This window comes from Pedobacter cryophilus, assembly GCF_005116455.1.
Classification (GTDB): domain Bacteria; phylum Bacteroidota; class Bacteroidia; order Sphingobacteriales; family Sphingobacteriaceae; genus Pseudopedobacter; species Pseudopedobacter cryophilum.
The window spans coordinates 44094-69965 of sequence record NZ_SWBP01000009.1 but is presented as its reverse complement, the minus strand read 5'-3'; the positions used below and the strand labels follow the sequence as shown (position 1 = coordinate 69965).

Below are 25872 nucleotides of genomic sequence, written 5' to 3'. Positions count from 1 at the left end.
AGGCTGTTCAGGAAATCAGGATAAAACATAGATGGGAGGCCATTGAGCAAGAAAACAAAGAAATGGATCTTGCTAAAGAAGCAAAGAAACCCTGGGTTGCAGAACTATTGGATAATGGAGACACTTTAAAGCAATTATTAGTAAGAAGCAGGTATTTGCTGTTTAAAAAAGAAGTGAACTGGACACCATCTCAAAATCATAGAGCGGAGCTGTTGTTTAAGCTATATCCAGATTTACTGGAAGCCTATAAGATTTCTCAGGAACTATCCTCCATATTGAGCCATTCAAAAGATAGATTARTCGCTTTTAAAAAATTAGCAATATGGTATAATAAAATAGAGAGATTAGGCTACAAATCCTTTAATACCATAGCAAGAACCATTCAAAACAATTATGAAACCATATTGAATTACTTTGATAATAAAAGCACAAATGCATCAGCAGAATCATTTAATGCAAAAATAAAGGCTCTTAGATCTCAATTTAGAGGGGTGAGAAATGTTAAATTCTTCCTGTTCCGATTATCTAAAATTTATGCCTAAGCTAGTCCCCAACTTTTACGCTTGATCCAAAATAACTTTATAAAAACCTACTTTTTTAAGTCTTATTTAAAATAATATGGTGTTAGAATTTTAATAAACACATATTATTGCTATCATTAAATTAAATTTCAAATTCATGCAACAAACATTTCTGGAAGAGTTAATTATAGCAGGAGACGAAATAGCCGTTAAAGATTATTTGTTGAGCAATTTATCAGCAATAAATGAATTAACCAGCCATGGTGTTTCTCCCTTAATGCTTTCTTGTTACTTCAAAAAACCAGAAATAACAACCATTCTTATTGAGTTGCTAGATGAAATCACGCTATTTGAAGCCTCCGCTGCTGGAAAGTTTGATGTTGTGGCACATGAAATCTTTAAAAAACCAGAAAAAATTAATGACTACTCTGATGATGGTTTTACCGCATTAGGCTTAGCCGCATATTTTGGCAGAGAAGAAGTTGCTCGTTATTTAGTTTTAAAAGGTGCGGATGTGAATCTTTCTTCTAAAAATGGCTATCATGTTTTTCCTTTACACTCTGCTGTAGCAGGAAACCATCTTAATATTAGTAGAATGCTGATAGAGAATGGCGCAATAGTTAATGTTGCTCAAATGTCTGGTGTAACGCCACTTCATTCTGCCGCACAAAATGGAAGTGTTGAAATTATTATTCTTTTACTAGAAAAAGGCGCAAAAGTAGATATTAGAATGGAAGGTGGTAAACTCCCTTCTGATTTAGCTAAAGAAAAAGGTTTTGAAGATATTGCTGAAATTTTAAGTTTTTAGACTTTAAAATCGTCAAATAATTTGCGATATAGTTTTTGGATAACAATTTTAGTTTTCTTAACTCTTGTTTTAAATCTACTCATTTTTTTAGTCTCTTTAAATTGAGTTAAGTTTAGGTAATCATAAAAAATATCTGAGAACTCCAAAATTCCGTTGTAGTTGGTATAAGTTGGTTTCTCTGCTATAAAATGTATAATTGATGGTTTTTCTACAGGTTTCTCAAATGAAACGTGATTCCATTTTTGGGGCAAAACAATCCAAGGTAATTTACCAAAAACTACGTTTAAACCATACTGGTCTGCCAAATGAGAATATTTTTTATGCTTATTTATAGCATTTATAGTTTTAGCTGTAATATCATTAGCTCTCCACTTTTCGGTATCAATTAACATCACTCCAGTATTTAGATAAGGCAAATCCGGACTAAAACCTAAAACTTTATGATTTCTAACGCCTCCCCAAGGGTGCCCGAAATTTTTGTACCTGTCTAAAGCAGCAGCAATTATATTTTCTCCTAAATCTATATTATAAAGATTAGATATATCATCTTGTACTATTAAATCAACATCTAGATATAATATTTTTTTAATCTCCTGCGGCAAGGAATAAGCTAAATAGAGATTCATGTAAATGGTAATAGGAAACAAACTTCTATCATCAGGTAAATTTAAGCCCGCAGGAAGAAAACTTTTAGATGACAGCCATCTTATTTCAATAATTCCTTTATTTAATGATTCTTCAACTTTTCTCTTATTTTCATCAGTAATATCATCTCCTATTAAATGAGAAATTATTTTTTCTCCGGTATGGTGATGAGTTTCAATAGATTTTAAAAGTGCTGCATAAAACAGTACAAAATCATTATCACAATTTGATGCTAAATAAATAACATTCTCCACAGGCATTAGAGTTTGTAAATTCATAGTTAAAGAAATAAACTTTAATATTATTCTTTATAAGAAATATTGTTTCTTATAATTTAATATAAATTAAATATAAATTATATTATACCACAATTACACTTTTTATGATATAATGCCTGAAGCTACAAAAATAATTGAGAATTACTTTTAGATATCCCAAAATTGGATTCTTATTTTTTTAACATATGATCTAATATCTAAAACAAAAGCCGCAAAAAAATAAAAAATAAGAGGGAAGCCAACAGCTAGAAAAGAAGAATAAATAAAGAATAACCTGATTTTGGTTTGAGATATTTTAAATTTTTCACCTAAATAAGTGCAAACCCCAAAAGAGTATCTTTCAAAAAATGTAATAATTCGTTGTAACATAATTTTAAGATCTTAAAATTTTTAAACCAATTGCACAATTTAAGCAATTTTTGTGATCACAATAATATTTTTTCAATTGAATTAGCGCCTGAGTATCAAACGCATGACTTACTTTAAATCCTCTCTCTATATAACCGGCAATAATATTATTCTGCTCGGGCTTAATAAATTCTAATAATTTAATGGCTTGTTCTTCATAAAATGGATTTCCCATTTGCTTACCATAAAAAAATAATAAGGGTACAATTGCATTCAATAATAAAACATCAACACTTTTTTTTCCAATTAAAAATGACTGTTTTGAAACTTGTTTATCAAACACAAAATGAGTTTTCCAATAATGGTTAACGTCTAAATTATTAAAAAACACACTAAAATTATTTAGCTCTTTAATGGCTACAATTTTAGAAAACAGGTGTTGCGAATCAATAATTAATGCCGCAAACTGCGCTAATCTCATAGTAGGAAAATTATCTGGTCGGGTTTTAGAAAATTTCCATAATTCTGGTTCAAGCTGGTTAAGTTTATATTTCGCTTTTAAAAACTGATATTCACTTTTTAATTTATTTGGATAATCATCTACAAAATCTTGATTTAATAAACCCGCTACACCAAAAACTAAAGCCTCTATTTGTAAGTTCTGATTTTTATGCTTGGCGAGTATTATTTGAGGTAAATTTAAAGCCAACAACTCAAATGGAAGCGTATTCACTTTAAAACCAAAACTTTTAGCTAAGGATACATAAAATGTATCCTCCCAACTTCCCTTTAAATTCTGATGTAATTGTTGTATCAATTTAGATTTATCTTCTAAACGTTCCATCATCATTCTATCTAAACATTGTTGTTTAGTTAATTCATCTACTGCATTTAATTGCTTTTCACAGGGTATCCAATAATTATTTTGCTTTAACTGCTCGTAATTGGCTATTACATTTTGTGCAACTCTATCTTTTAATGCTAAAGTTGGAATTAAAGTCCCATCTGTTCTAAAAATTTCGGCATCTGCCTCCCACACCACATGTAATATCACATTATCATAAGATTTATCTGTTTGATGCTGATGCTTGTACCAATCTGATGATTTTAAATGGATTTCTACATTCCCCACCCAAAGTGTTTCACTAATTTTTAATTTAGCATTTAAAAAATCAGGACCGGCATCTAAATTATGGATACCCGCAGTTAGTATTTGAACATCATCTCCGTCTATAGTTTTTAGGTCAACCAAAGAGAATAATTTGAATTTCCAGATGTAATGAAGAATGGCTTCATGAGATAGCATTAATAAATTTATAAATTTATTTTTCAATTATCACATCCTGAACAGCAGGCGTTGGAGTTTTTTTCTTATAATTTGCAATTAACACTCCTAATAATATAAATGCTGTAGCAAAAATTAGTCTTAAAGTTACTTGTTCATCTAATATTAACCAGCCTAAATAAAGTGCAACAACTACGTTAAAGTAAGTAAAAACAGATACCGATGTTGACGGTAACTTACTTAAAGCATACAAATAAGAAATATACCCAGCAATTGATCCAAAAAAAGTAAGGTAAAATATTGCCAAAATATGAGTGGTTTCCCAATTATAAACATCAAACGGAACTTTGATTGCAAAGCCCAGCAATAATAATCCACCGCCGGCAAACAACATTTGGGTACACAGGTCAACAAAAATATTTACCGAGTTTTTTGATCCAGATTTTGAATATACGGTACCTATACTCCAACATAAAATGGCAACAAGTATACAAGCAATACCAATTCTATACTCGGGGTTTACCAACTGAGAAAGGCTATTAAAAAAAATCAAAATCATCCCTATTAAACCCAAAACAACGCCCCAAACTATTTGATAAGAAGGTTTTTCTTTCCCTGTTGATAAATTGAGCAGCATAACAAGTAATGGAGATAAAGTAGTAAGTAATGCGGTTAAACCAGACGGAACAGTATGTTCGCCATAAGTAGTTAATCCGTTACCTAACACTAACATTAAAAAAGCAGAAATGATATTATGCTTGGTTCTGCTCCAGGTTGGCATCACCATTTTTTTTGAGATAAAAAGATAGGCAAGCAAAACCATACCTGCCATAAAATGCCTTAAACCAACAATATAAATTGCTGGAACACTTTTAATAGCAATTCTTATGGCTAAATAAGTGGTTCCCCAAAAAAAAGAAACGCTAAATAATGCTAAAGACAGTTTTAACGACGTAATAGGTTTCATTTTTAGAAATGGATAGCTTTTAACTCATTTGCCATTTCTATTTGAACTTTTTTGGCTTCTTCTCTTGCCGCATTTGCAAAATCTTCCCCGTTTGAGGCGTAAATTATTGCTCTGGATGAATTTACTATTAAGCCGCAATCTTTATTCAAACCATATTTACAAACATCAGCTAAAGAACCTCCCTGAGCACCCACACCTGGTACTAATAAAAAATGATCGGGAGCAATTTTCCTGATATCTAAAAAAGCTTCCCCACGTGTAGCTCCAACCACATACATTAAATTGTTTGGGTTTGCCCATTCTTGTGATTTTTTAATTACCATTTCAAATAAATAAGCATCATCATTTGCCATAAATTGGAAATCTTTAGCTCCTTCATTAGAGGTTAGCGCCAATAAAATCACCCATTTATCTTTAAAATCAAGAAAAGGTTTAACAGAATCTTTGCCCATGTAAGGCGCTACTGTAATAGAGTCAAAATCCATTTCAGAACTTTTTGGGTTAAAAAATGCCTCAGCATACATTGCAGAAGTATTTCCTATATCTCCACGTTTAGCATCGGCAATAGAAAAAGTGTCTTTTGGTAAATAATTAAAAGTATTAACTAATGATTCCCAACCTTTTAAACCTCTAGATTCATAAAAAGCAGTATTTATTTTGTAGGAGATACATAAATCAGAGGTAGCATCAATAATTAATTTATTAAATTCTAAAACAGGATCTTTATACTTCAAAAGATGCTTTGGTATTTTATTAATATCGGTATCTAAACCTATACTTAAAAACGATTTTTTCTTTTTTATTTGATGAATAATTTCCTGGCGAGTCATGTGTTTGAAGAATCTGGACGCTAAATTGATAAAATTAAAGGGATGTGAAAAAAAATAATGCGAAATAATTTAATTATTACAAATTAATCAATATAATTGCATCATAATCTCAATTTATCCTTATTCTACGGATTAAGTCAAAACAAATAAATTCACACAGAATATTAAATGTCACACCTGATCTAAACGGATAAATTCTTATAAATTAATTCCTTGATAATAATTCATTTTAATGTTTGATATAAACGAACTGAACGATAAGCTTGTTTCTGAGCTTCGTGAAATCGCAAAAAGCTTTGGTGTAGAGAACACCGACGAATTGCGTAAGGCTGATCTGATAGCCAAAATTAAAGAACAGCAAGACTTAATTGTTGCTGCAAGAAATTCTGGCGAAATAGCGGTAGATACGCCTATTTCTGAAGAAAAAGCTAAAAAAAGAGCCCGTACCACAAAGGTGGTGGCCGTAGAAAAAAGAAAGTCTGATGTTTCTTCAGATGACGCTCCTCTTTTTAATATGCCTAAATACGAAGAGCCTATTCAAAAAGAAGCTTCATTTGTTCAAGAGGAAACTACTTCTAATGTAACCGACACTACAACTTTAGATGGTGAAGTTAAAACTGAAGTAAAATCTATCAGACCAGAAAAACATCAAGCAGGTAAACCAAAAAGTCAAGACTCTGCTTTTGATTTTGATAACGTAATTATCAATGAAGGTGTTTTAGAAATTATGCCTGATGGATATGGTTTCTTAAGATCATCAGATTATAACTACTTAACTTCTCCTGATGATATTTATGTTTCTCAATCTCAAATTAAATTATTTGGATTAAAAACCGGAGATACCGTTAGAGGAAGCATTAGACCTCCTAAAGAAGGTGAAAAATATTTCCCTTTGGTAAGAGTAGAATCTATCAATAACCGAGTACCTGCAGAGGTAAGAGACCGAGTTCCCTTTGATTATTTAACCCCATTATTTCCTTCAGAAAGGTTAAATCTTTTCATGAAACCGAGTGATCATTCTACTCGAATAATGGATTTATTTACGCCAATAGGTAAAGGACAGCGTGGATTAATTGTTGCGCAACCTAAAACCGGTAAAACCAACTTATTAAAAGAAGTAGCTAACGCCATTGCGGCAAACCATCCAGAAGTTTATTTAATTATTTTATTGATTGATGAGCGTCCGGAAGAGGTAACAGATATGGCTAGAAGTGTAAGAGCCGAAGTGGTTTCTTCTACATTTGATGAGCCAGCAGAACGCCATGTGAAAATTGCGAATATCGTTTTAGAAAAAGCAAAAAGAATGGTAGAATGTGGGCATGATGTGGTGATCCTTTTAGATTCTATTACTCGTTTGGCAAGAGCTTATAATACTGTTGCGCCTGCTTCTGGTAAAATTTTATCTGGTGGTGTTGATGCTAATGCATTGCACAAACCAAAAAGATTCTTTGGAGCGGCTCGTAATATTGAAGACGGTGGTTCTTTAACAATTTTAGCTACAGCTTTAACAGATACAGGTTCTAAAATGGACGAAGTAATTTTCGAAGAATTTAAAGGAACTGGTAATATGGAACTTCAGTTAGATAGAAAATTATCTAACAAACGTATATTCCCTGCTATTGATTTAACTGCATCAAGCACTAGAAGAGATGATTTATTATTAGATAAAGAAACACTTCAAAGAATTTGGATTTTAAGAAATCACTTAGCAGATATGAACTCTCAGGAAGCTATGGAATTTTTACTTACACAAGTAAGAGGAACAAAATCTAATGAAGAGTTTTTAGTATCAATGAACAGCTAATTTTAAGAACAAAGAATAAGGAGTAAAGAATAAGGATTGAAAAATGTAATTGTCTTTCATCCTTGTTCTTTAATCTTTCATCCTTATTAGCATGATAAAAAAACACATTCCAAATATGTTAACCTGTGGTAACCTTTTTTCGGGTTCCATTGGTATTGTATATGCATTTAATGGCGACCTTAAAACAGTTGCCTTTTTTGTGATTATATCTGGAGTGTTTGATTTTTTTGATGGCTTTGCGGCAAGATTGCTACATGTTAAATCAGATATTGGAAAAGAATTAGATTCTTTAGCTGATGTAATTAGCTTTGGTTTTTTACCAGGGGTAATCATGTACCAATTACTCTTAAATGCCAATGCGGGGTTACTTGCTTATGCTGGTTTTTTAATCACAATTTTCTCGGCATTAAGATTAGCCAAATTTAACATAGATACCCGCCAAACAGAAGAGTTTATTGGTTTAAACACACCAATGAATACATTTTTCATCATCTCCCTACCCTATTTATTAGATTATTCTTCTTTACTCGCAAACACTTATTTTCTTTTAGCAATTACTATTACAGTAAGTTATCTTTTAATAAGCGAGTTAAAACTTTTTTCGATGAAAATGAATAAGTTAAGCTGGGAAGCAAATAAATATAAATTCATTTTTCTTATTCTTTCAATAGTGTTGCTGGCTTTTCTTAAATTTGCTGCATTACCAATAGTTTTAATTTTATATATACTTTTTTCTCAAATACATTTTAAATATTCAAAATGAAAAAATTTTTAGCAGATATAGATGTAATGCCTTTAAAAGAAATTTTAGACCCTCAAGGTAAGGCTGTAACAGGAAGCATGAAAAACTTGGGTTTACCCGAAATTAATAATGTAAGAATAGGAAGACATATTACTTTAGAAGTAGATGCAGAAACCCAAGAAATAGCTACAGAAAAAGTAGAAACTGCCTGCAAAAAATTGTTAGCAAATATGATTATGGAAAATTACAGCTACCATATCAGAGAAATTTAACCTAGAGCTATCAGCTCTATTTTTTTCTCCTCTAGTTTAATAAAAATCATTTTGAAAGTTTCTTTCATTTTATCAAACTCAGCTACAATACCCTCGTAATCTTCTTGATTTCTAGATTTTGTTTCTATCTCTCCTAAAGTGTTTTTGGCAGATTCTACTCCCATAAAAGACATTGTAGGTTTTATTTTATGAGATAATTCGGCCATTTTAGACCAATCTTTTTGGTCTACAGCAGTTGTTAATTGTTCAACATAACCTGGCGTTTGAGCCAAAAAAATGTCGATCATTTCAATCATGAATTCTGTATTATCGCTTGCCACGTCTCTTAAATAGGTTAGGTCTATAATTATTTCGTTTTCTGTACTCATAAATTGATATTTAATTTCTCCACCACTAGTCTGTCATCACATTTTAAATATAGGTTTTTAATTGAATCTTTAAAAATTGGGTGGATAAAATTGGGTGCAATTTCTAAAAGAGGCAAAAGTACAAACCTACGAACATTAATTAAAGGATGAGGAATCGTTAATCTTTCTGTATTTAAAACCTCATCATCAAAAAATAAAATATCAATATCCATTGTTCTAGCCCCCCACTTCTCCATTCTCTTTCTACCTAATTCTTGTTCAATTTGTTGCGTTTTATTTAAAATTTCTAAAGGTTTCAATTCTGTCTTTACCACAACTACCAAATTCAGATAATCTGGCTGCTGTGCTACGCCCCAAGCTTTTGTTTCATAAACAGCTGATTTTACCTCAATTTCACCTATTGTATTTTTAATAGCTTGAAGCGCATTTGATATATTTTGGATTCTATCTCCTAAATTACCTCCTAATAACAAATAAACCTGACACATAAATGTTGTAACAATGACTGTTAATGACTCTCTAAGAATTATATTTGCAATTTGCATATTTAAATATAAATAGATCAAAATGAAACAATTCTTTAAATTTGTTTTCGCTTCAATGGTAGGTATTATTTTTTCCTCCATTCTTTTATTCGTTATTTTTATAGTTGGAGTTACAGCAATTGTAAGTAGCTCTAATGATACTATTCAAGTGAGTGAAAACACCATTCTTCATGTAAATCTTAACCTTCCAATTATAGAACGCAGTTCCTCTAATCCATTAGATAATTTAGATTTAGGACCGTTTAAAGGAGAAAAAGTTTTAGGTCTTGATGATATCTTAAAAAGCATTAAAAACGCAAAAACAGATACTAATATTAAAGGGATTTACCTTGATGTAAGTTATATGATGACTGGTTTTGCAAGCATTGAAGAAATTAGAACTGCATTATTAGATTTCAAAAAATCGGGTAAATTTATTATTGCTTACAGCGAGGTTTACACCCAAGGAGCTTATTATTTAGCCTCTGTAGCCAATAAAGTTTATTTAAATCCACAAGGGTTGCTAGAGCTTAAAGGCTTTAGTTCTAGTGTGATGTTTTACAAAGGAGCATTAGATAAGTTGGGTATTGAAGCCCAAATTATTAAAGTTGGAACCTTTAAAAGTGCGGTTGAACCTTTTATTTTAGAAAAAATGAGCGATGAAAATCGTTTTCAAACTAAAGCTTTATTAGGCTCATTATATAATCACTTTACAGCAGAAATTGCTGATAGCCGCAAAATACCACAAGATTCAATTATAGCTATTACCGATGGTTTAAAATCAAGATCTCCACAAGACGCATTAAGATATAAGTTAATTGATGCCCTAAAATACAAGGATGAAGTTTTAGATGAATTAAAGGGAAAAACAGGCATTGCCAAAGCAAAAAACTTAAAAACGGTAACCATTACTGAATACGCCAAAACCATTAAAAATATAAGCACCGCTTCTGATAGAATTGCTGTTATTTATGCCAACGGAGAAATTAATGGCGGTGAAGGTGATGAAAATAGCATTGGGTCTGAAGGAATTTCTAAAGCATTAAGAAAAGCAAGGTTAGATGATAAAGTGAAGGCTGTGGTTTTAAGAGTAAACAGCCCTGGAGGAAGTTCTTTAGCTTCTGACGTAATTTGGAGAGAAGTTTTGTTGACTAAAAAGGCTAAACCAGTAATAGTATCAATGGGAGATTATGCTGCATCTGGAGGATATTACATTGCTTGTGCCGCTGATGCTATTTATGCAGAGCCTAATACCATTACCGGATCTATTGGTGTTTTTGCCATCATCCCAAATATGCAAGGCTTTTTAAATAACAAACTCGGAGTAACTTTTGATGGCGTAAAAACTGGTCAATTTGCAGATTTAGGTGATATTTCTCGTCCCTTGACAGATGCCGAAAAAATGATTTTACAAAGAGAAGTAAATAGAACTTATCAAGATTTTATCAAAAGAGTAGCTGATGGAAGGCATGTTTCTGAGGCTTATGTAGATAGCATAGGACAAGGGCGAGTTTGGACAGGAGAACAAGCTATTAAACTTAAATTAGTTGATAAACTTGGGCATTTAGAAGATGCTATTGCCGCTGCTGCAAAAAAAGCAAAACTTAAAGAATATAAAATTGTAAACTATCCAGAAATTAAAGAAGGCTTTTTTGGTTTGTTAAGTGATTCTGAAGATAAAATTAAAACTTACATGATAAAGCAAGAATTAGGTGTAAGTTATCCTTATTATCAAAAAATAAAAGAAGTGGTAAATATGAAAGGCATGCAAGCTAGGTTGCCTTATGAAATTACTATTCAATAAATAAAAATTTATTTTTGAAGCCCACTGACCAATATCAGTGGGCTTTTATTTTATAATTGCATCAAAATTTAATTAATGGAGAATAAAGAAATTTCTAGAGCGCTTAAGTTATTATCTCAACTGATGGAACTTCATCAGGAAAATTCTTTTAAAATAAAATCTATTACTAACGCTTCTTTTAAAGTTGATAAACTTCCTTTTAAGCTCAAAGATAAAACCAAAGAAGAACTTGAGAAAATTGATGGAATAGGAAAAAGTATTGCTTCAAAAATTACCGAATTACTGCAAACTAATACTATTCAGGATATAGAAGATTTAATTTCTAACACACCGGCTGGCGTAGTAGAAATGCTATCGATTAAAGGTTTAGGACCCAAAAAAATTGAAGTCATTTGGAACTTCCTAGGTATTGAAAACCTTGGAGAACTTTATTATGCTTGTAATGAAAATCGTTTAATTGAAGCTAAAGGTTTTGGTTTAAAAACTCAGGAAGAAATTAAAAAAGCTATTGAATTTAAAATGGCTAATGCCGGAAGGTTTCTTTACGCTAAAATTGAGAAATTAGCCGAAAGTTATCTTCAAGAATTTACACAAACGCTTCAAAAAATAGATCCTGATTTAAAGATTGTATTAACAGGTGCATTTAGAAGAAAATGTGAAATTATTGAAGAATTAGAGTATTTATTTATTTCTGATGATGCTTCTATCCTATCAAAAAATCTCTTTGAAACTGAGCAGTTCCAAATCATTTATCAAGATGAAACACACCTACATTTAAAAGACCTTAACGGGATTAACATTAAACTTTGGAGTGCGACATCGGCGGAAGCTGGGTTAAAATTATTTGAAACCACCGGCTGTGCAACCCATGTAGAAAAAGTAAAAGCTTATCTAAAACCTAATCAAATTTTTACTTCTGAAGGTGAGATTTATGCAGCGGCCAAAATGGATTTTATTGCCCCCGAGCTAAGAGAAGACGGAAATGAAATAGAAAAAGCTTTAAAATATGAAATTAAGGAACTCATTAAATTTGAAGATTTAAAAGGGACTTTACATAACCACAGCACTTGGAGTGATGGTGTTCACAAAATAGAAGAAATGGCCATTTACTGTCGTGATACTTTAGCTTTGAGCTATTTGGGCATGTGTGACCATTCTAAAACAGCTGTTTATGCCAATGGATTAAGCATTGAAAGAGTTTTACAACAACAAGAAGAAATAGATTACTTAAACAAAAAACTGGCTCCTTTTAAAATTTTTAAAGGTATTGAATCTGATATTTTAGGTGATGGCAGTTTAGATTATCCTGATGAAATTCTCAAAAAATTTGATTTTGTGGTGGCATCTGTTCATTCTAATTTAAAAATGGATGAAGAAAAAGCGACGCAAAGGTTAATTAGAGCCATAGAAAATCCATACACTACTATTTTAGGTCATCCAACCGGTAGGTTATTATTAAGTAGAAGTGGCTACCCTTTAGACTTTAAAAAAATTATTGATGCTTGTGCTGCAAACCACGTGGTGATAGAAATTAACGCCAACCCTTTGCGCTTAGATTTAGATTGGAGATGGCATCAATACGCATTAGAGCAGGGTGTTTTATTATCTATTAATCCGGATGCGCATAGAAACGAAGGTTTTTTAGACATGCAATACGGAATTAATGTTGCAAGAAAAGGTGGTTTATATCCTCAAAAATGTTTAAACTCATTTTCTCTTCCTCAAATTAATACTTTCTTTGAAGAAAGAAAATCAACAATAAAAATTTGAAAACTAAAGGACTAAAAATACTGATTATCCGCTTTAGCTCTATGGGAGATATTATTTATACCTCTCCGGTAATTAGATGCCTAAAAAATCAGTTAGAAAATGTAGAGATTCATTACCTCACCAAACCTTCCTTTAAATTTTTATTAGACAACAATCCATACTTAGATCAGCTCCATTTATTACAACCCAAACTTGCTGATACCATTAGCGCTTTAAAAAAAGAGCAATTTGACATTGTGATTGATTTACACAACAGTTTAAGATCTCTTTTGGTTAAAACGCAGTTGGGTGTAAAATCATCAACCTATAAAAAAGAGCGTTTAAAAAAATGGTTGGCTATTAAGTGGAAAATCAATTTAATAAAGCCTGATCATTTGGTTGATCGTTATCTAAAAACAGTTGCCTTTTTAGGAATTAAAAATGATGCAAAAGCTATTGATTATTTTTTACCTGCTGACGCTTTATCCATAGAAAAAATACTTCCGCACTATTATAATAAGCCATATATTGCTTTTGTTATTGGAGCCACTCATTTCACCAAAAGAATGCCTAATAACAAGGTAATTGAACTTTGTGAACAACTAAATTTACCTGTTATTTTGTTAGGAGGAAAAGATGTAGAAGACAATGCCAATGCTATTCACCAGGCAACTATTGATAAAACGGTGAATATGGTTGGGAAAATAAATCTTAACGATTCTGTTACGATAGTTAAAAATGCAGCCCACGTAATAGGTTTTGATACAGGATTAACTCATATTGCCGAAGCATTTAATAAAAAACTAGTTACTATTTGGGGAAGCACAGTTCCTGAATTACTGGGTGTGCAACCCTATCAAGTTGATCATCATTACGAAGCTGGAGTAGAGCTAAGCTGTAGGCCATGTTCTAAATTTGGTTTATCGGCTTGTCCAAAAAAACATTTTAATTGTATGAAAACCATAGAACTGGAGAAAATCGTAAATTTTATAATTCATGAATAAAAAACTTCTGATTGTTCGCCACGCAAAATCTGATTGGAGTACTTCTTCAATTTCTGATTTTAATAGACCTTTAAATGATAGAGGCAAAAAAAACGCACCCATAATGGGTATTAAACTCAAGAAAAGAGATTTCGTACCTGATTATATAGTTTCTAGTCCAGCAAATAGAGCAATTTCCACAGCAAAATTAATAGCGAAAGAATTAGATATTGCTGTAGAAAAAATACAGCTTAATTCTTCCATTTATGATGCTTCTTGCGATACTTTACTAAAAATTGTAAATAATTTTGATCAAGAAACAAATGTTGCGACTTTGTTTGGTCACAATAATGGCATTACAGATTTAGCTGTTTATTTAACCGATGCAGATATTTTTAATATCCCTACTTGCGGAATGGTTTTAATTACTTTTCCTTTTGACGATTGGAAAATGGTGAGTAAAAATACCGGAGAAGTGGTTTTCTTTGATTTCCCAAAAAACTCAGAAATGGTTTAAATTTTTGTTTATTAGTTTAATCTATAAACTTTACCCGGCAAAGCAACAATTACAGATTGCATCTCTAAATTAAGTAAAGCCATTGCTAATTTACTTTGTGGAATATTCATTTTAAACTGCAAATCATCAATAGGAATACTACCATTCTCTTTAATTAAATTCACAATTTTTAGATCTTCAGTACTTAAATCTAATAAAAGTTGAGGTTCTATTTTTTGGGTGATTAGCTTGTCATCCATCCAACCCATAATGTATTCTATATCTTCTACTCTTGTTAAAAGTTGCGCCCTGTTAGTTTTAATTAAAAAATTACAACCGTCAGAAAACTCGTCATCTACTCTCCCTGGCACTGCAAAAACATCTTTATTGTAAGAATTGGCAATTTCGGCAGTAATTAATGCCCCACCTTTTCTGGTTGCTTCAATTACAATTGTGGCATCAGCCATACCTGCAATAATTCTATTCCTTTTTGGAAAATTAGACCTATCTGGATTGGTTTCTGAAGGAAACTCTGTAAGCAAGCCGCCTTGTGCTAGCATTTTCTCTGCAAATGGTCTATGCAAAGCTGGGTAAATTCTATCTAAACCATGCCCTAAAACCCCAACTGTTGCCATTTTTTGATTTAAAGCCGCTTTATGTGCTGCAATATCAATTCCGTAGGCTAAACCACTTACTACCAATAAACCATGTCTTTGTAAACCTTCTACTAGTTTATCACAAAAAGCTTTACCGTAATTAGTGGCATTTCTGGTTCCAACAATGGCTACTATCTTTTGATTATTAAGATTTGTGTTTCCCTTAAAATATAACAATGCAGGCGCATCGTAGCAATTTCTTAGTCTTTTAGGATAATTATTGGAAGTAATAAAAAGAGGTTCAATTTTATACTTTTCAATAAAATTGAGTTCCTTTTCTGCCCGCTCAAAAGTTTTATGCTTAATAATAGCTTCTGCTGTTACACCGCCAATTCCTGGGATTTTTTCTAATTGATTCTTTTTTGATTTAAAAACCTCTTCGGCATTACCACAATAGCTAATTAAAGATTTAATGGTTATTCCACCAATTCCTTTAATCATGGTGAGCGCTATTTCATGCAGCATACTTATTTAATGTTTTAGGTAGAAACAAATAATTATTAAGGCAAAATGACTGTGCAATGCAACATATTATATTCTCTATTTTGCAAGCTAAATGGTTATTGAGCAGGAAAATAAACAACAAATTTGGTTTGAAAAAATTCTTCCGTAAAATAATCTGACAAAGAATATAATTTGATATTTTTTAGTTGTGATGCGTTGAGTTCTTCCTTTAAGTCTCCTCCTTTTAGATAAAGTACCCCGTTAGGAAGCGTATGCTTACTTTCTTTCTTGAATTTACCTTTCACCCAAGGATAAAAATCTTTAAGCTGAGTAACCGCCCTAGAAACAATAAAATCAAAATTCTGATGAATTTGCTCGGCTCTGCTGTGCTTTGCCGTTAAATTTTTAAGCCCAATAGCTTGCGCAACCTCATTTACTACTTTAATTTTTTTTCCAATAGCATCAACCAATAAAAATTGTGTCTCTGGAAATAAAATAGCTAAAGGAATACCTGGAAAACCGCCCCCGGTACCCACATCTAACACCTGAGTGCCGGGTAAAAACTGACAAACTTTTGCTATCCCTAAAGAATGTAAAATATGCCTTTCATAAAGTTCATCAATATCTTTTCTACTGATTACATTGATTTGAGCATTCCAATTTTGATAAAGTTCAAAAAGTTGGTCGAATTGCTTAATCTGTGTAGGATTAAGATCTTGAAAATATTTTTGTATGATATTAGAAGTCACTTTTAAGGCTTTTCTTTCTACGGTTAAGTATGTTGTGTAATAAATCTCGTCCTCTAAACAATTGAGCTTTAACAGTGCCTAAAGGCAAATCTAATTGTACTGAAATTTCTTCGTAAGAAAGTTCATCAAAATATCTCAAAATAATTAGGGTTTTATAACGCAGCGGCAATTTATCTATAATTTCTTTTAACTGCTCTGTCTGTTGTTTTTTGATGGAGGTTTCTTCGGGATTTAAAACATCACTCCTAATTTCAAATGTTTTGTCTTCGCCTCCATCTCCTGATAAGGCATGAATAGAAGTAGTTTGAATTTTCTTTTTACGAATAAAATCTATACTTCCATTGGTAGCAATTCTAAACAACCATGTGCTAAAAGCATAATCAGGGCGGTATTTTTCTAAATTTTCAAAAGCTTTGGCAAAGGTTGTAACGGTAATATCCATTGCATCATCCTTGTTGTTTACCATCTTTAACACCATAAAAAAGATAGAATCTTTATAGCGCTGCATTAAATCTGCGTAAGCTCTTTGATCACCCTCTTTTGCCCTTTCTACAAGAGTAAAGTCGTTTTTAGCATTATCAGAAAAATTTGGATTTACTTCCATGTTGTTTTCTTTCTAAAAAAGCCTGCAAAACTTAAGGCTGTTAAATAAATATAGTAAAAAGGATCTAACAATATGAACCACCATCGTAAATCTTTATTTCTTAAGCTCACCATTGGTTTATAATAAGTGTACAATTGAGCTAAAAATCTTAAAAAAAAGATACTTCCCAAAGCAATAAGCTCTATTTTTAAGCTTAGGCAAATAATTAACAACAAATAAAACCCTACAGACGATATGGCTTGTAACCCTAAATTAAACTGATGCTGCTTTTTATATAAACTCCCTGCGCCCATGTGTCTCAATTTCTGATTCCAATAAGATTTCCAAGTAAGCTTTGGCTCGCTCCAAACATGAGACTCAGGTCTAATTTCTAATTCTGTATTTGCCGATGTTGAATTTTGGTTGACAAATAAATCATCATCACCAGATGGAATGTGCATGTGAGACGCAAAACCTTTTCCTTTAAAAAATAATGATTTTTTATACGATAAGTTTCTTCCGACACCCATATAAGGCATCCCATTTAAGGCAAAAGAAAAGTAATTAATAGCCGTTTGAAAAGTTTCATACCTTATCAATTTATTTAATACGCCACTTTTATGTAAGTATGGTGAATATCCTAACACAATTTCTGTAGCTGGATTGATATAGTTTACAGCTATTAATGATAGCCAATTTTCTGAATCGGGTTTACAATCAGCATCAGTAAATACTAAAATTTCATTGCTTGCGGCCTTAATTCCTAAAGTAACGGCAAACTTTTTAGCTGTTTTATAACGTGGATGCTCTTCTATCTTCACTACTTTTAAATGAGGGTATTTACCTTGAAAAACCCTTAAAACATCATCACTCCCATCTGATGAACAGTCGTTTACTACGATTACTTCAAAATCAGGGTATTTTTGCTCTAAAACAAAAGGTAAATATTGTTGCAAATTTTTAGCCTCGTTTCTAGCGCAAATTATTACAGATACAGGGAAGGTTGCCTCCGCAAGATTATTCTCTAAGGGCTTATAAGAAGAGAATTTTTTCTGAATTACCAAAAGGTAATAAAGCTGAATAATAAAACAAAGCTGGAAAAGAAAAAATAAGGTGTATTGTATGTAAATAATCAAGTGCTTGTATTAAGTTTGCAAATTTCTTAAAATTAGCTTAAAAACAAACTTTATGATGAAAATACTTAAACCTAAAGCTGCTTTAAATTTTACTATTTTTGCAAGCTATTACAATTTAAGGTAAATGAAGTTTAAGTTAGCAGTAAAAGATGCTTTTTCAAAAGCAAGAGCCGGAGAAATCACAACAGATCACGGAACAATACAAACACCTATATTTATGCCTGTAGGCACCGCAGGGACCGTTAAGGCGGTTCATCAGCGTGAGCTTAAAGAAGATATAGAAGCACAAATTATTTTAGGAAACACTTACCATCTTTATTTAAGACCTGGTTTAGAAACTATAAAATTAGCCGGTGGTTTACATAAATTTAATGGCTGGGACCATCCAATTTTAACAGATAGTGGCGGTTACCAGGTTTATTCTTTAACAGAAGTTAGAAAAATTAAAGAAGAAGGCGTCACTTTTAAATCTCATATTGATGGTTCAAAACATTTGTTTACGCCAGAAAACGTAATGGATATTCAAAGAGTTATAGGTGCTGATATCATTATGGCTTTTGATGAATGCACACCATACCCTTGTGATTACAACTATGCCAAACGTTCTATAGACATGACGCATAGATGGTTAAAACGCTGTATAAAGCGTTTTGATGAAACTGAACCACATTATAATTATTCGCAAACTTTGTTTCCTATTGTTCAAGGTTCCGTTTACAAGGATTTAAGGATGAAATCTGCGGAGTTTATTGCCAATCAAAATCAAGAAGGTAACGCCATTGGAGGCTTATCTGTTGGGGAGCCAGCCGAAGAAATGTATGCAATGACTGAGGTAGTTTGTAATATTTTACCAGAAGAAAAACCTCGCTATTTAATGGGCGTGGGTACTCCTATTAATTTACTGGAAAATATTGCTTTGGGAATTGATATGTTTGATTGTGTTATGCCAACCAGAAACGCCAGAAATGGAATGCTTTTCACCAAAAATGGAATCATCAATATTAAAAATGAGAAATGGAAAAACGACTTTTCACCAATTGAAAGTGACAGCGACCTTTTTTCAGATTTACATTATTCCAAAGCCTATTTAAGGCATTTGGTACATTCTAAAGAAATACTTGGCTCACAAATAGCTACACTTCACAATTTACATTTTTATATTTGGTTAGTTAAAGAGGCCAGAGAAAAAATAATATCAGGTGAGTTTTATGCCTGGAAAAACAAAATGGTTCAAATATTAGGTCAAAAACTTTAATGAATTTTTTGAATAAGTACATCAAAATTATAGACTGGTATATTATAAAAAAATACCTGGGAACCTTTGTTTTCACATTGGGTATTTTTGTTATTATCTCTATAGTTTTCGATATTTCAGAAAAACTAGACGATTTCTTAAAAAGCTCTGCAACATCCAGTCAAATTATATTTGAATATTATGGTGGCTTTATTCCTTTTTATCTAAACTTTTTATCTCCTTTAATCAACTTTATAGCTGTAATTTTCTTTACTGCAAAAATGGCTGATCAAACGGAAATAGTCCCCATACTTTGTGGTGGAGCCAGTTTTAATAGATTTTTAAGACCTTATTTTATTGCCTCAACCATTATATTTATTGTAAGTATGATATTTAATCAATTGATTATACCAGAGACCAATAGATTAATGACCAATTTTGAAAACACCTATCTAAAAAATCAAGACAATACCAGAAACAACATTCATATTCAACTAGACAGCAATACTTATGTTTATTTAGAATCATTTGACAATAAGACAGATATAGGTTACCGTTTTTCACTTGAAAAATTTAAAGGCGATGATTTAAAATCGAAGCTGATGTCTGATAGAATTGCCTGGGATTCTATTAGCAGAAAATGGAAAATATCAAATTACACCATCAGGTATGTAGATGGTTTAAAGGAGAAAATGGTAAGTGGAACAGAAAAAGACACCACTCTGGATATGAAACCCTTAGATTTTGATGTGAGAGACAACATTTATTCGGCAATGAATTTCAGGGAATTGAATGACAAAATCGAAAAAGAAAAGATAAGAGGCTCTGGTATCATGGTTAATTTAGAGTTAGAAAAATATAAAAGATGGTCTTATCCATTTTCAACCTATGTTTTAACGCTAATAGGCGTAGCTTTATCTTCCAGAAAAGTGAGAGGTGGCGTTGGCTTGCCTCTTGGAATTGGTATTGGGTTAAGTTTCTTGTACATATTATTGATACAATTTTCTAACGTTTTCGCCTTAAAAGGAGGCCTACCACCTATTATTGCTGTAATTATCCCTAATTTAATATTTGGAATACTGGGAGTAATCCTCGCTGTAAAAGCCCCAAAATAAACATGAAATTTTCTCTTAAAAGCAATTTACTCATACTACACCTTACGGTATTAGTTTGGGGCTTTACCGGCATTTTAGGTGCTTTAATATCTATCAATGAAATTTATTTGGTTTGGTATAGGGTATTAATAGCCGTAACTACGCTTTACATTTACTTTAAATGGAGCAATACTACTTTTAAAGTAAACAGAGAAACCTTTATTAAACTATTCTTTACAGGCGCTATAGTTGGCTTACATTGGATACTATTCTTTGGATCCATTAAAGCTTCTACCGTTTCTGTGGCTATGGTTTGCCTATCTTCCCTCACTTTATTTACGGCTGTTTTAGAGCCATTACTAAATAAAAGCAGAATGTCTAAGCTGGAAATACTAGCTGGTTTATTCATAATTTTTGGTATTTACCTTATTTTTAAATTCGAAACGCAGTACCAAACCGGTATTATTATGGGATTATGTTGTGCTCTTTGTGCCAGCATACTTTCAATTATTAACTCTAAACAAGTCAAAAACAGAGATGCATCTATCATTGGTTTTTACGAATTAACGGGCGCTTTTTTTTGGATAAGCCTTTACTTATTATTTACCGGCGGCTTTAATAGCGAAATTAAATTACCATTTTCAGACGTTATTTATTTACTGATTTTAGGCACCATTTGCACCTCGGTTGCCTATGTTGCAGGTGTATCTGTGATGAAAGAATTGAGTGCTTTTAGGGTAGCCTTAATTACCAATTTAGAACCCGTTTATGCTATTATTTTAGCACTAATTATCTTTGGAAAAAACGAACAAATGACCTTTGGATTTTATGCCGGAGCAAGCATTATTTTAGGTACTATATTTTTATATCCGGTAGTCAAAAATAAAATTGCTAAAAGAAAACTAAGAAAATCCATTCCTTTAGTTTAAAAATACAATACACTAAGCATCTTAATTAGTCACTTAAAATACAATATTAAGATTCAAAAACCACACTGAAAGATGAAATATATCTCCTCTTAAAACTCTTTATAAAGGCTTGAAATTCTAATTTTAAATCAAACTTAATCAAGTTATTTTTAAATTATTGGCTGCCGCTCTCTTCAATTTCGTGAAAAATATTACACTCAATTCAAAAAAACAAATAAGAATTAAGCTATAAAAACAAGCTACTTGGTGTATAATAATCTAAAATAAAAGCATTATCTTACTACAATCAAAAACACATTTTAATGCTCTTTTTTTAACAAAAAAACGTCTAAAAACATTAAAAAATGTTTAATTATGAAATTCAATCAAACATAAAATATAATTGATTATCAGTTATTTATAAAAATCAATTAAAATTAAAAATCAATTAGAAATCAATTCCAAATCTCTTAATTACTAAATAATTTAGCATTAGATTTATATGATACTAAAAAACTATTATAAATTATTACTAATCAGTACTTTATGTATAATAATATTATCAATTACTTCATACAGGGCTTTTTCACAATTATATAGTGCTGGACAAAATCCCCCAAGTGTAAAATTCAAGCAAATAAACACTCCTCAGTTCCAAATCATCTACCCTACCCCGCTTGAACAAGAGGCGCAAAGAATGGCAAATGTTTTAAATGCCATAGTAGCTGATGTAAGCAAAAGTTTAGGGCATGCGCCCAAGCCTATTTCCATTATCCTTCAAACACAGGGAGTACTCTCTAATGGCTTTGTACAAATGGGACCAAGAAGATCAGAATTTTACACTATCCCTGGTCAGGAATTTGACGCACAAGATTGGTTAAACAGTTTAGCGGTTCATGAGTTAAGACATGTGGTGCAATTTGATAAGTTGGCTCCCAACCTTAATGCCCCACTTTTTGAAGAGCTAAAATTAGCCTTGTTTGGCATCAACTTACCTCCCTGGTTTTTTGAAGGAGATGCCGTTGGAATTGAGACTATTTTAACTCAAGCCGGCAGAGGAAGACAGCCTGCTTTTGAAATGGTTTTAAGAGCCAATGAACTTTCGGGAAATCATTACAGTTATTCAAAAAATTATTTTGGTTCGTTAAAAAGTTACACCCCCGGTTATTATCCTTTAGGTTACTTTATGACCACAAAAATTAGAAGAGATTTTGGACCAAAAATTTTAGACCAAGTTTTAGAACGCATCAAACGTTTTCCCGTTAGGCCTTATAACTTCAGTTCGTCTTTAAAAAAATATAGCGGAAAAGGAACTCATCGGTTATACCAAGAAACCATGAAAGAAATAGACTCTTTATGGCGCATACAATCTAACGAAACAAAGCCCACTGTTTATACTTCTTTACAACAAGAAGACAACAAAATTCCAACCACCTATCTTTTTCCCTTTTCAACGGAAGATGGAGGCATCATTTGCTTTAAAGGATCTAAAGCCGAAACACCATCCATCATTTATATCAAAAACAAGAAAGAAGAAAAACTAATAAAAATTGGCTATCAAACAGAGCCTAATTTAAATTACGCAGCTCAAAAAGTTGTTTGGGATGAATATAGAGCTGACCAAAGGTTTGAGCAGCGTTCTTTTAATGTGATTTGCCTTTACAATTTGCAAACAAAAAAATATCAGCAACTAACGCACAAAAGCAGGTTGTTTTCTCCTGCCCTATCTTCGGATGGGAAAAAAATTGTAGCCGTAAAGGTCTCTACAGAGAATATTTTTAATCTGGTAGAGATCGATACAGAAACTGGAGAAGAAATTAAAAGCTATCCGAATCCTTCAAATTACACTTTACAAACACCTCAGTTTAACAAAACAGGAAATCAAATTATTGTAACCGCGGTAAACAACTTGGGAAAAACCTTATTACTTTACAATAGTGATGATGCTTCCTTTGTGCAACTGCTCCCACAAGAAAGACAAATTATATCGCGACCTACGTTTTACAAAAATCAAATTATCTACAAAGCTCACTACAACGGAATTGATAATATTTATGCTTTCGATCTCGATACAAAAAAAATAAGTCAGCTGAGTGCTGCTCAGTTTGGAGCATTTCATCCTTCGGTAAATGAAGAGCAACAGGTATTGTTGTTTAATGATTACCAACCAAAAGGCTACAACATCGCGTCGATTGATTTAAAAGCCGCTAATGCATTTCAGCTTACTGAACATACAAACACATTCGTGAATTATTTTGAGCCCCTTATAAAGCAGGAAAATGACTCAAATATTTTTAAACAAACACCAGAAAAAATTTTTGAAACTAGTGCTTACAGAGAAATAGACCATCTGTTTTATGTACATAGTTTAAGACTGATCAATGAAGACAACACCAACACTGATGACTTTAATTTTGGTTTTGATTTAGCATCAGATAATAAATTAAATACCGTTTCTTCTGCTTTAGGCTATCGTTACAATAACGCCTTAAATAAAAGTGAATATAGGGCTAGGATAATTTACCAAAAATTCTATCCACAAATTTCTGTTAATTATGAAAACAGGGCTCGTTTATCTTATGCCGAAGTAACCAACGGAACCATCAAAACAATAGTTCCTTTTCAATGGAGAGAAAATTACACTTCATTAAACGTAAACATTCCGTTTTTTGCCAACCGGTTAAATAAAAGTTTCAATTCTGGAATTAATGTAGAAACCTATTACACCAATAGATACCAACTGACTTTAAGACCCACAAATTTTTCGACTCAAATCAATTTCCCTTTGCAATATCAGGTTTTTGCCGGTTTCAACTCTCAAACTAGTCCACGAGATTTAGCACCAAAATGGGGTCAAAATTTTAGATTAAGTTATGAGCATCTCCCTTTTGATAAAAATTTAAATGGCAACAACCTTGTTTTTAAATCACAGTTTTATTTTCCGGGGTTAATGATGAACCATAGCTTACAGGCGAGCTTTAATTCTCAAAATAATGATGGGGTATATAATTTTAATACTGATATTTCAAGGGCAAACGGATATGCAAATATGGCTCCTCTGCAAAAGCTTTACAATACTTTGCTTTTAGATTATCGTTTCCCAATTGCTTACCCTGATTTAGAATTAGGGCCTTTAGCTTATATTAAAAGGATTAAAGGTGGCTTTTTTGCCGATTTTGAAAACATTGGCAATGGGAAAGGGTTAAGGTCTTACGGTGCAGAGCTACGAGCGGATATGAATTTATTAAGATTTTACCTTCCAAATTTTGATTTAGGCGGAAAAATCATCATCCCTAATGAAAGCAGTACAAAAAACCCGATATTCGAGCTAGGTTTAAACTTTTCTTTTTAATTATGAACTTTAAAACAATAGTGATTATAATTCTTGCAGTGCTAATCACTGTAATATTTATGCAAAATACAGATGAAGTAGTTTTCACTTTACTTTGGAAACAAATTTATATTTCTAAATTATGGATGATGCTTACCGTAACGCTGTTTGGTTTTATCATTGGCGTAATTGTAGCCCGACCAAAGAAAAAGAAAGAAATAGAAACTACGGCTTATCAAAACGCAAAAGATGTTCCTTTAGAAGTCAATAATATTTCTAAAGAAGATAATGATTACATCAGCATGAAAAAAACCAATCAGCTGAGTGATGAAGACCGTGATTATTTACAATAGAATTTTAAATACACTAAACCTATAAAGCTTTCGGAAAACAAATGGATACTAATATTATTTATCGTGAAGAGTCTTACGAAATAATAGGTAAATGTATGGAAGTTCATACCGCATTGGGGCATGGCTATTCTGAAATAGTTTATAAAGATGCGTTAGAAGTTATCTTCAGTCAAGATCAGATTTTTTATGATAGAGAAACAGCTTACGAAGTTTATTTTAGAGGAATATTATTACCCCGTAAATTTTACGCAGATTTTGTTGTTTATGATAAAATAATTTTGGAGGTCAAATCTGTTTCCTCATTAACTGATGATCATATTGCTCAAACAATTAATTATTTAAAGGTATCAGGTCATCAATTAGGCTTGTTGATTAACTTTGGAAGAGGCAAGCTTGAACACAAAAGGCTAATACTTTAATTAAATCAGAATATTATGCGCCCTGATTCGTGAAAATTCGTGTATTCGTGTCAAAAAAACAAAAATTAAATGCCACGAATACACGAATGAAAACTAATGCTGTACGTCTTATTTATAATTAAGCATAAATAGATGAACAAAATATTATGCGCCCAGATTCGTGAAAATTCTTGTATTCGTGGCAAAAAAAACAAAAATTAAATGCCACGAATACACGAATGAAAACTAATGCTGTACGTCTTATTTATAATTAAGCATAAATAGATGAACAAAATATTATGCGCCATGATTCGTGTATTCGTGGCAAAAAAAACAAAAATTAAATGCCACGAATACACGAATGAAAACTAATGCTAATACGCAGATGAACAAAAATATTATGTGCCCTGATTCGTGAAAATTCGTGTATTCGTGTCAAAAAAAACAAAAAAATATGCCACGAATACACGAATGAAAACTAATGCTGTACGTCTTATTTATCATTAAGCATAAATAGATGAACAAAAATATTATGCGCCATGATTCGTGAAAATTCGTGTAT

General features: G+C 31.9%; 26 protein-coding genes. 15 read left to right on the top strand and 11 right to left on the bottom strand.

Annotated features, from left to right (window positions below):
• On the top strand, positions 1-542 hold a 542-nt coding region (locus FA046_RS16910; RefSeq protein ID WP_136827720.1), incomplete at its 5' end, for an ISAon1 family transposase.
• Between the two features lie 136 nt (positions 543-678).
• A complete protein-coding gene (locus tag FA046_RS16905) occupies positions 679-1329 on the top strand; it encodes an ankyrin repeat domain-containing protein (protein ID WP_136827719.1) in 651 nt (216 codons plus the stop codon).
• On the opposite strand, the gene FA046_RS16900 is transcribed toward FA046_RS16905, so the two are convergent.
• The 5 genes from FA046_RS16900 to pyrF form a co-directional block, all read right to left on the bottom strand.
• Positions 1326-2252 (bottom strand): glycosyltransferase family 8 protein, encoded by a 927-nt coding sequence (locus FA046_RS16900; RefSeq protein WP_136827718.1) that lies wholly within the window; start codon positions 2250-2252, stop codon positions 1326-1328. The two genes, FA046_RS16905 and FA046_RS16900, sit on opposite strands and share 4 nt — an antisense overlap.
• Positions 2253-2399: 147 nt before the next feature.
• Positions 2400-2621: a PspC domain-containing protein gene (locus FA046_RS16895; RefSeq protein ID WP_136827717.1), complete on the bottom strand. Its 222-nt coding sequence runs from the start codon at positions 2619-2621 to the stop codon at positions 2400-2402.
• Positions 2622-2625: 4 nt separating this feature from the next.
• On the bottom strand, positions 2626-3906 hold the full coding sequence (locus FA046_RS16890; protein WP_136827716.1) for a DUF2851 family protein: 1281 nt from the start codon (positions 3904-3906) through the stop codon (positions 2626-2628).
• A gap of 16 nt (positions 3907-3922) precedes the next feature.
• Positions 3923-4852, bottom strand: a complete 930-nt coding sequence (locus tag FA046_RS16885) for a DMT family transporter (RefSeq protein ID WP_136827715.1) — start codon at positions 4850-4852, stop codon at positions 3923-3925.
• Positions 4853-4854: 2 nt separating this feature from the next.
• Positions 4855-5682, bottom strand: coding sequence for an orotidine-5'-phosphate decarboxylase (gene pyrF, locus FA046_RS16880; protein ID WP_136827714.1), 828 nt, complete (start codon positions 5680-5682; stop codon positions 4855-4857).
• Between the two features lie 232 nt (positions 5683-5914).
• Here pyrF and rho point away from each other — a divergent pair, with 232 nt between their 5' ends.
• The 3 genes from rho to purS all read left to right on the top strand — a co-directional run bounded on the left by rho (position 5915) and on the right by purS (position 8500).
• A complete protein-coding gene (gene rho / locus FA046_RS16875) occupies positions 5915-7486 on the top strand; it encodes a transcription termination factor Rho (RefSeq protein WP_136827713.1) in 1572 nt (523 codons plus the stop codon).
• 91 nt (positions 7487-7577) lie between these two features.
• A complete protein-coding gene (gene pssA / locus FA046_RS16870) occupies positions 7578-8249 on the top strand; it encodes a CDP-diacylglycerol--serine O-phosphatidyltransferase (RefSeq protein WP_136827712.1) in 672 nt (223 codons plus the stop codon).
• Positions 8246-8500, top strand: a complete 255-nt coding sequence (purS, locus tag FA046_RS16865; RefSeq protein ID WP_136827711.1) for a phosphoribosylformylglycinamidine synthase subunit PurS — start codon at positions 8246-8248, stop codon at positions 8498-8500. Before pssA ends, purS begins: the two co-directional genes overlap by 4 nt.
• Here purS and FA046_RS16860 read toward each other — a convergent pair.
• Together FA046_RS16860 and folK are read right to left on the bottom strand one after the other, a co-directional pair.
• Complete coding sequence (locus FA046_RS16860) at positions 8497-8868, bottom strand: Hpt domain-containing protein (RefSeq protein WP_136827710.1); 372 nt, start codon at positions 8866-8868, stop codon at positions 8497-8499. The genes purS and FA046_RS16860 overlap by 4 nt on opposite strands.
• Positions 8865-9413: a 2-amino-4-hydroxy-6-hydroxymethyldihydropteridine diphosphokinase gene (gene folK / locus FA046_RS16855; protein ID WP_225870948.1), complete on the bottom strand. Its 549-nt coding sequence runs from the start codon at positions 9411-9413 to the stop codon at positions 8865-8867. The genes FA046_RS16860 and folK overlap by 4 nt, the downstream gene beginning before the upstream one ends.
• A 22-nt stretch (positions 9414-9435) precedes the next feature.
• On the opposite strand from folK, the gene sppA reads away from it, so the two are divergent.
• The 4 genes from sppA to FA046_RS16835 all read left to right on the top strand — a co-directional run bounded on the left by sppA (position 9436) and on the right by FA046_RS16835 (position 14445).
• Entirely contained in the window at positions 9436-11196 is a 1761-nt protein-coding gene (sppA, locus tag FA046_RS16850; RefSeq protein ID WP_136827709.1) for a signal peptide peptidase SppA, read from the top strand.
• 75 nt (positions 11197-11271) lie between these two features.
• Positions 11272-12966: a DNA polymerase/3'-5' exonuclease PolX gene (locus FA046_RS16845; RefSeq protein WP_136827708.1), complete on the top strand. Its 1695-nt coding sequence runs from the start codon at positions 11272-11274 to the stop codon at positions 12964-12966.
• On the top strand, positions 12963-13949 hold the full coding sequence (locus tag FA046_RS16840; protein ID WP_225870947.1) for a glycosyltransferase family 9 protein: 987 nt from the start codon (positions 12963-12965) through the stop codon (positions 13947-13949). Before FA046_RS16845 ends, FA046_RS16840 begins: the two co-directional genes overlap by 4 nt.
• On the top strand, positions 13942-14445 hold the full coding sequence (locus tag FA046_RS16835; RefSeq protein WP_136827707.1) for a SixA phosphatase family protein: 504 nt from the start codon (positions 13942-13944) through the stop codon (positions 14443-14445). Before FA046_RS16840 ends, FA046_RS16835 begins: the two co-directional genes overlap by 8 nt.
• A gap of 11 nt (positions 14446-14456) precedes the next feature.
• Here FA046_RS16835 and dprA read toward each other — a convergent pair whose 3' ends face one another.
• From dprA to FA046_RS16815, 4 genes are all read right to left on the bottom strand, one after another.
• Positions 14457-15545, bottom strand: a complete 1089-nt coding sequence (dprA, locus tag FA046_RS16830) for a DNA-processing protein DprA (protein WP_136827706.1) — start codon at positions 15543-15545, stop codon at positions 14457-14459.
• A 95-nt stretch (positions 15546-15640) separates the two neighbouring features.
• Positions 15641-16273, bottom strand: coding sequence for a 16S rRNA (guanine(527)-N(7))-methyltransferase RsmG (rsmG, locus tag FA046_RS16825; protein WP_136827705.1), 633 nt, complete (start codon positions 16271-16273; stop codon positions 15641-15643).
• Complete coding sequence (locus FA046_RS16820; RefSeq protein ID WP_136827704.1) at positions 16263-16877, bottom strand: sigma-70 family RNA polymerase sigma factor; 615 nt, start codon at positions 16875-16877, stop codon at positions 16263-16265. The genes rsmG and FA046_RS16820 overlap by 11 nt, the downstream gene beginning before the upstream one ends.
• Positions 16868-17992, bottom strand: coding sequence for a glycosyltransferase (locus FA046_RS16815; RefSeq protein WP_136827703.1), 1125 nt, complete (start codon positions 17990-17992; stop codon positions 16868-16870). The genes FA046_RS16820 and FA046_RS16815 overlap by 10 nt, the downstream gene beginning before the upstream one ends.
• Before the next feature lie 124 nt (positions 17993-18116).
• On the opposite strand from FA046_RS16815, the gene tgt reads away from it, so the two are divergent.
• From tgt to FA046_RS16785, 6 genes are all read left to right on the top strand, one after another.
• Positions 18117-19247, top strand: coding sequence for a tRNA guanosine(34) transglycosylase Tgt (gene tgt, locus FA046_RS16810; protein WP_136827702.1), 1131 nt, complete (start codon positions 18117-18119; stop codon positions 19245-19247).
• Positions 19247-20341: an LptF/LptG family permease gene (locus FA046_RS16805; RefSeq protein WP_205943692.1), complete on the top strand. Its 1095-nt coding sequence runs from the start codon at positions 19247-19249 to the stop codon at positions 20339-20341. Before tgt ends, FA046_RS16805 begins: the two co-directional genes overlap by 1 nt.
• 2 nt (positions 20342-20343) lie before the next feature.
• Positions 20344-21249 (top strand): DMT family transporter, encoded by a 906-nt coding sequence (locus tag FA046_RS16800; RefSeq protein ID WP_136827701.1) that lies wholly within the window; start codon positions 20344-20346, stop codon positions 21247-21249.
• 676 nt (positions 21250-21925) lie between these two features.
• Entirely contained in the window at positions 21926-24580 is a 2655-nt protein-coding gene (locus FA046_RS16795) for a TolB family protein (protein ID WP_136827700.1), read from the top strand.
• Positions 24581-24582: 2 nt separating this feature from the next.
• Positions 24583-24912 carry a hypothetical protein gene (locus FA046_RS16790; protein ID WP_136827699.1) on the top strand — a complete coding sequence of 110 codons (330 nt, stop codon included), beginning with the start codon at positions 24583-24585 and terminating at the stop codon, positions 24910-24912.
• Between the two features lie 41 nt (positions 24913-24953).
• A complete protein-coding gene (locus FA046_RS16785) occupies positions 24954-25331 on the top strand; it encodes a GxxExxY protein (protein ID WP_136827698.1) in 378 nt (125 codons plus the stop codon).
• Positions 25332-25872: the final 541 nt, after the last annotated feature.

What these genes read in the sequence shown, in the direction of transcription:
- FA046_RS16835 (WP_136827707.1), top strand. Translation starts at nt 13,942, where the DNA reads ATGAATAAAAAACTTCTGATTGTTCGCCACGCAAAATCTGATTGGAGT.
- FA046_RS16800 (WP_136827701.1), top strand. Translation starts at nt 20,344, where the DNA reads ATGAAATTTTCTCTTAAAAGCAATTTACTCATACTACACCTTACGGTA.
- purS (WP_136827711.1), top strand. Translation starts at nt 8,246, where the DNA reads ATGAAAAAATTTTTAGCAGATATAGATGTAATGCCTTTAAAAGAAATT.
- tgt (WP_136827702.1), top strand. Translation starts at nt 18,117, where the DNA reads ATGAAGTTTAAGTTAGCAGTAAAAGATGCTTTTTCAAAAGCAAGAGCC.
- FA046_RS16820 (WP_136827704.1), bottom strand. Translation starts at nt 16,877, where the DNA reads ATGGAAGTAAATCCAAATTTTTCTGATAATGCTAAAAACGACTTTACT.
- FA046_RS16900 (WP_136827718.1), bottom strand. Translation starts at nt 2,252, where the DNA reads ATGAATTTACAAACTCTAATGCCTGTGGAGAATGTTATTTATTTAGCA.
- rho (WP_136827713.1), top strand. Translation starts at nt 5,915, where the DNA reads ATGTTTGATATAAACGAACTGAACGATAAGCTTGTTTCTGAGCTTCGT.
- dprA (WP_136827706.1), bottom strand. Translation starts at nt 15,545, where the DNA reads ATGCTGCATGAAATAGCGCTCACCATGATTAAAGGAATTGGTGGAATA.
- FA046_RS16805 (WP_205943692.1), top strand. Translation starts at nt 19,247, where the DNA reads ATGAATTTTTTGAATAAGTACATCAAAATTATAGACTGGTATATTATA.
- FA046_RS16845 (WP_136827708.1), top strand. Translation starts at nt 11,272, where the DNA reads ATGGAGAATAAAGAAATTTCTAGAGCGCTTAAGTTATTATCTCAACTG.
- FA046_RS16860 (WP_136827710.1), bottom strand. Translation starts at nt 8,868, where the DNA reads ATGAGTACAGAAAACGAAATAATTATAGACCTAACCTATTTAAGAGAC.
- FA046_RS16890 (WP_136827716.1), bottom strand. Translation starts at nt 3,906, where the DNA reads ATGCTATCTCATGAAGCCATTCTTCATTACATCTGGAAATTCAAATTA.
- FA046_RS16795 (WP_136827700.1), top strand. Translation starts at nt 21,926, where the DNA reads ATGGCAAATGTTTTAAATGCCATAGTAGCTGATGTAAGCAAAAGTTTA.
- FA046_RS16895 (WP_136827717.1), bottom strand. Translation starts at nt 2,621, where the DNA reads ATGTTACAACGAATTATTACATTTTTTGAAAGATACTCTTTTGGGGTT.
- FA046_RS16885 (WP_136827715.1), bottom strand. Translation starts at nt 4,852, where the DNA reads ATGAAACCTATTACGTCGTTAAAACTGTCTTTAGCATTATTTAGCGTT.
- pyrF (WP_136827714.1), bottom strand. Translation starts at nt 5,682, where the DNA reads ATGACTCGCCAGGAAATTATTCATCAAATAAAAAAGAAAAAATCGTTT.
- folK (WP_225870948.1), bottom strand. Translation starts at nt 9,413, where the DNA reads ATGCAAATTGCAAATATAATTCTTAGAGAGTCATTAACAGTCATTGTT.
- pssA (WP_136827712.1), top strand. Translation starts at nt 7,578, where the DNA reads ATGATAAAAAAACACATTCCAAATATGTTAACCTGTGGTAACCTTTTT.
- FA046_RS16785 (WP_136827698.1), top strand. Translation starts at nt 24,954, where the DNA reads ATGGATACTAATATTATTTATCGTGAAGAGTCTTACGAAATAATAGGT.
- FA046_RS16790 (WP_136827699.1), top strand. Translation starts at nt 24,583, where the DNA reads ATGAACTTTAAAACAATAGTGATTATAATTCTTGCAGTGCTAATCACT.
- sppA (WP_136827709.1), top strand. Translation starts at nt 9,436, where the DNA reads ATGAAACAATTCTTTAAATTTGTTTTCGCTTCAATGGTAGGTATTATT.
- FA046_RS16905 (WP_136827719.1), top strand. Translation starts at nt 679, where the DNA reads ATGCAACAAACATTTCTGGAAGAGTTAATTATAGCAGGAGACGAAATA.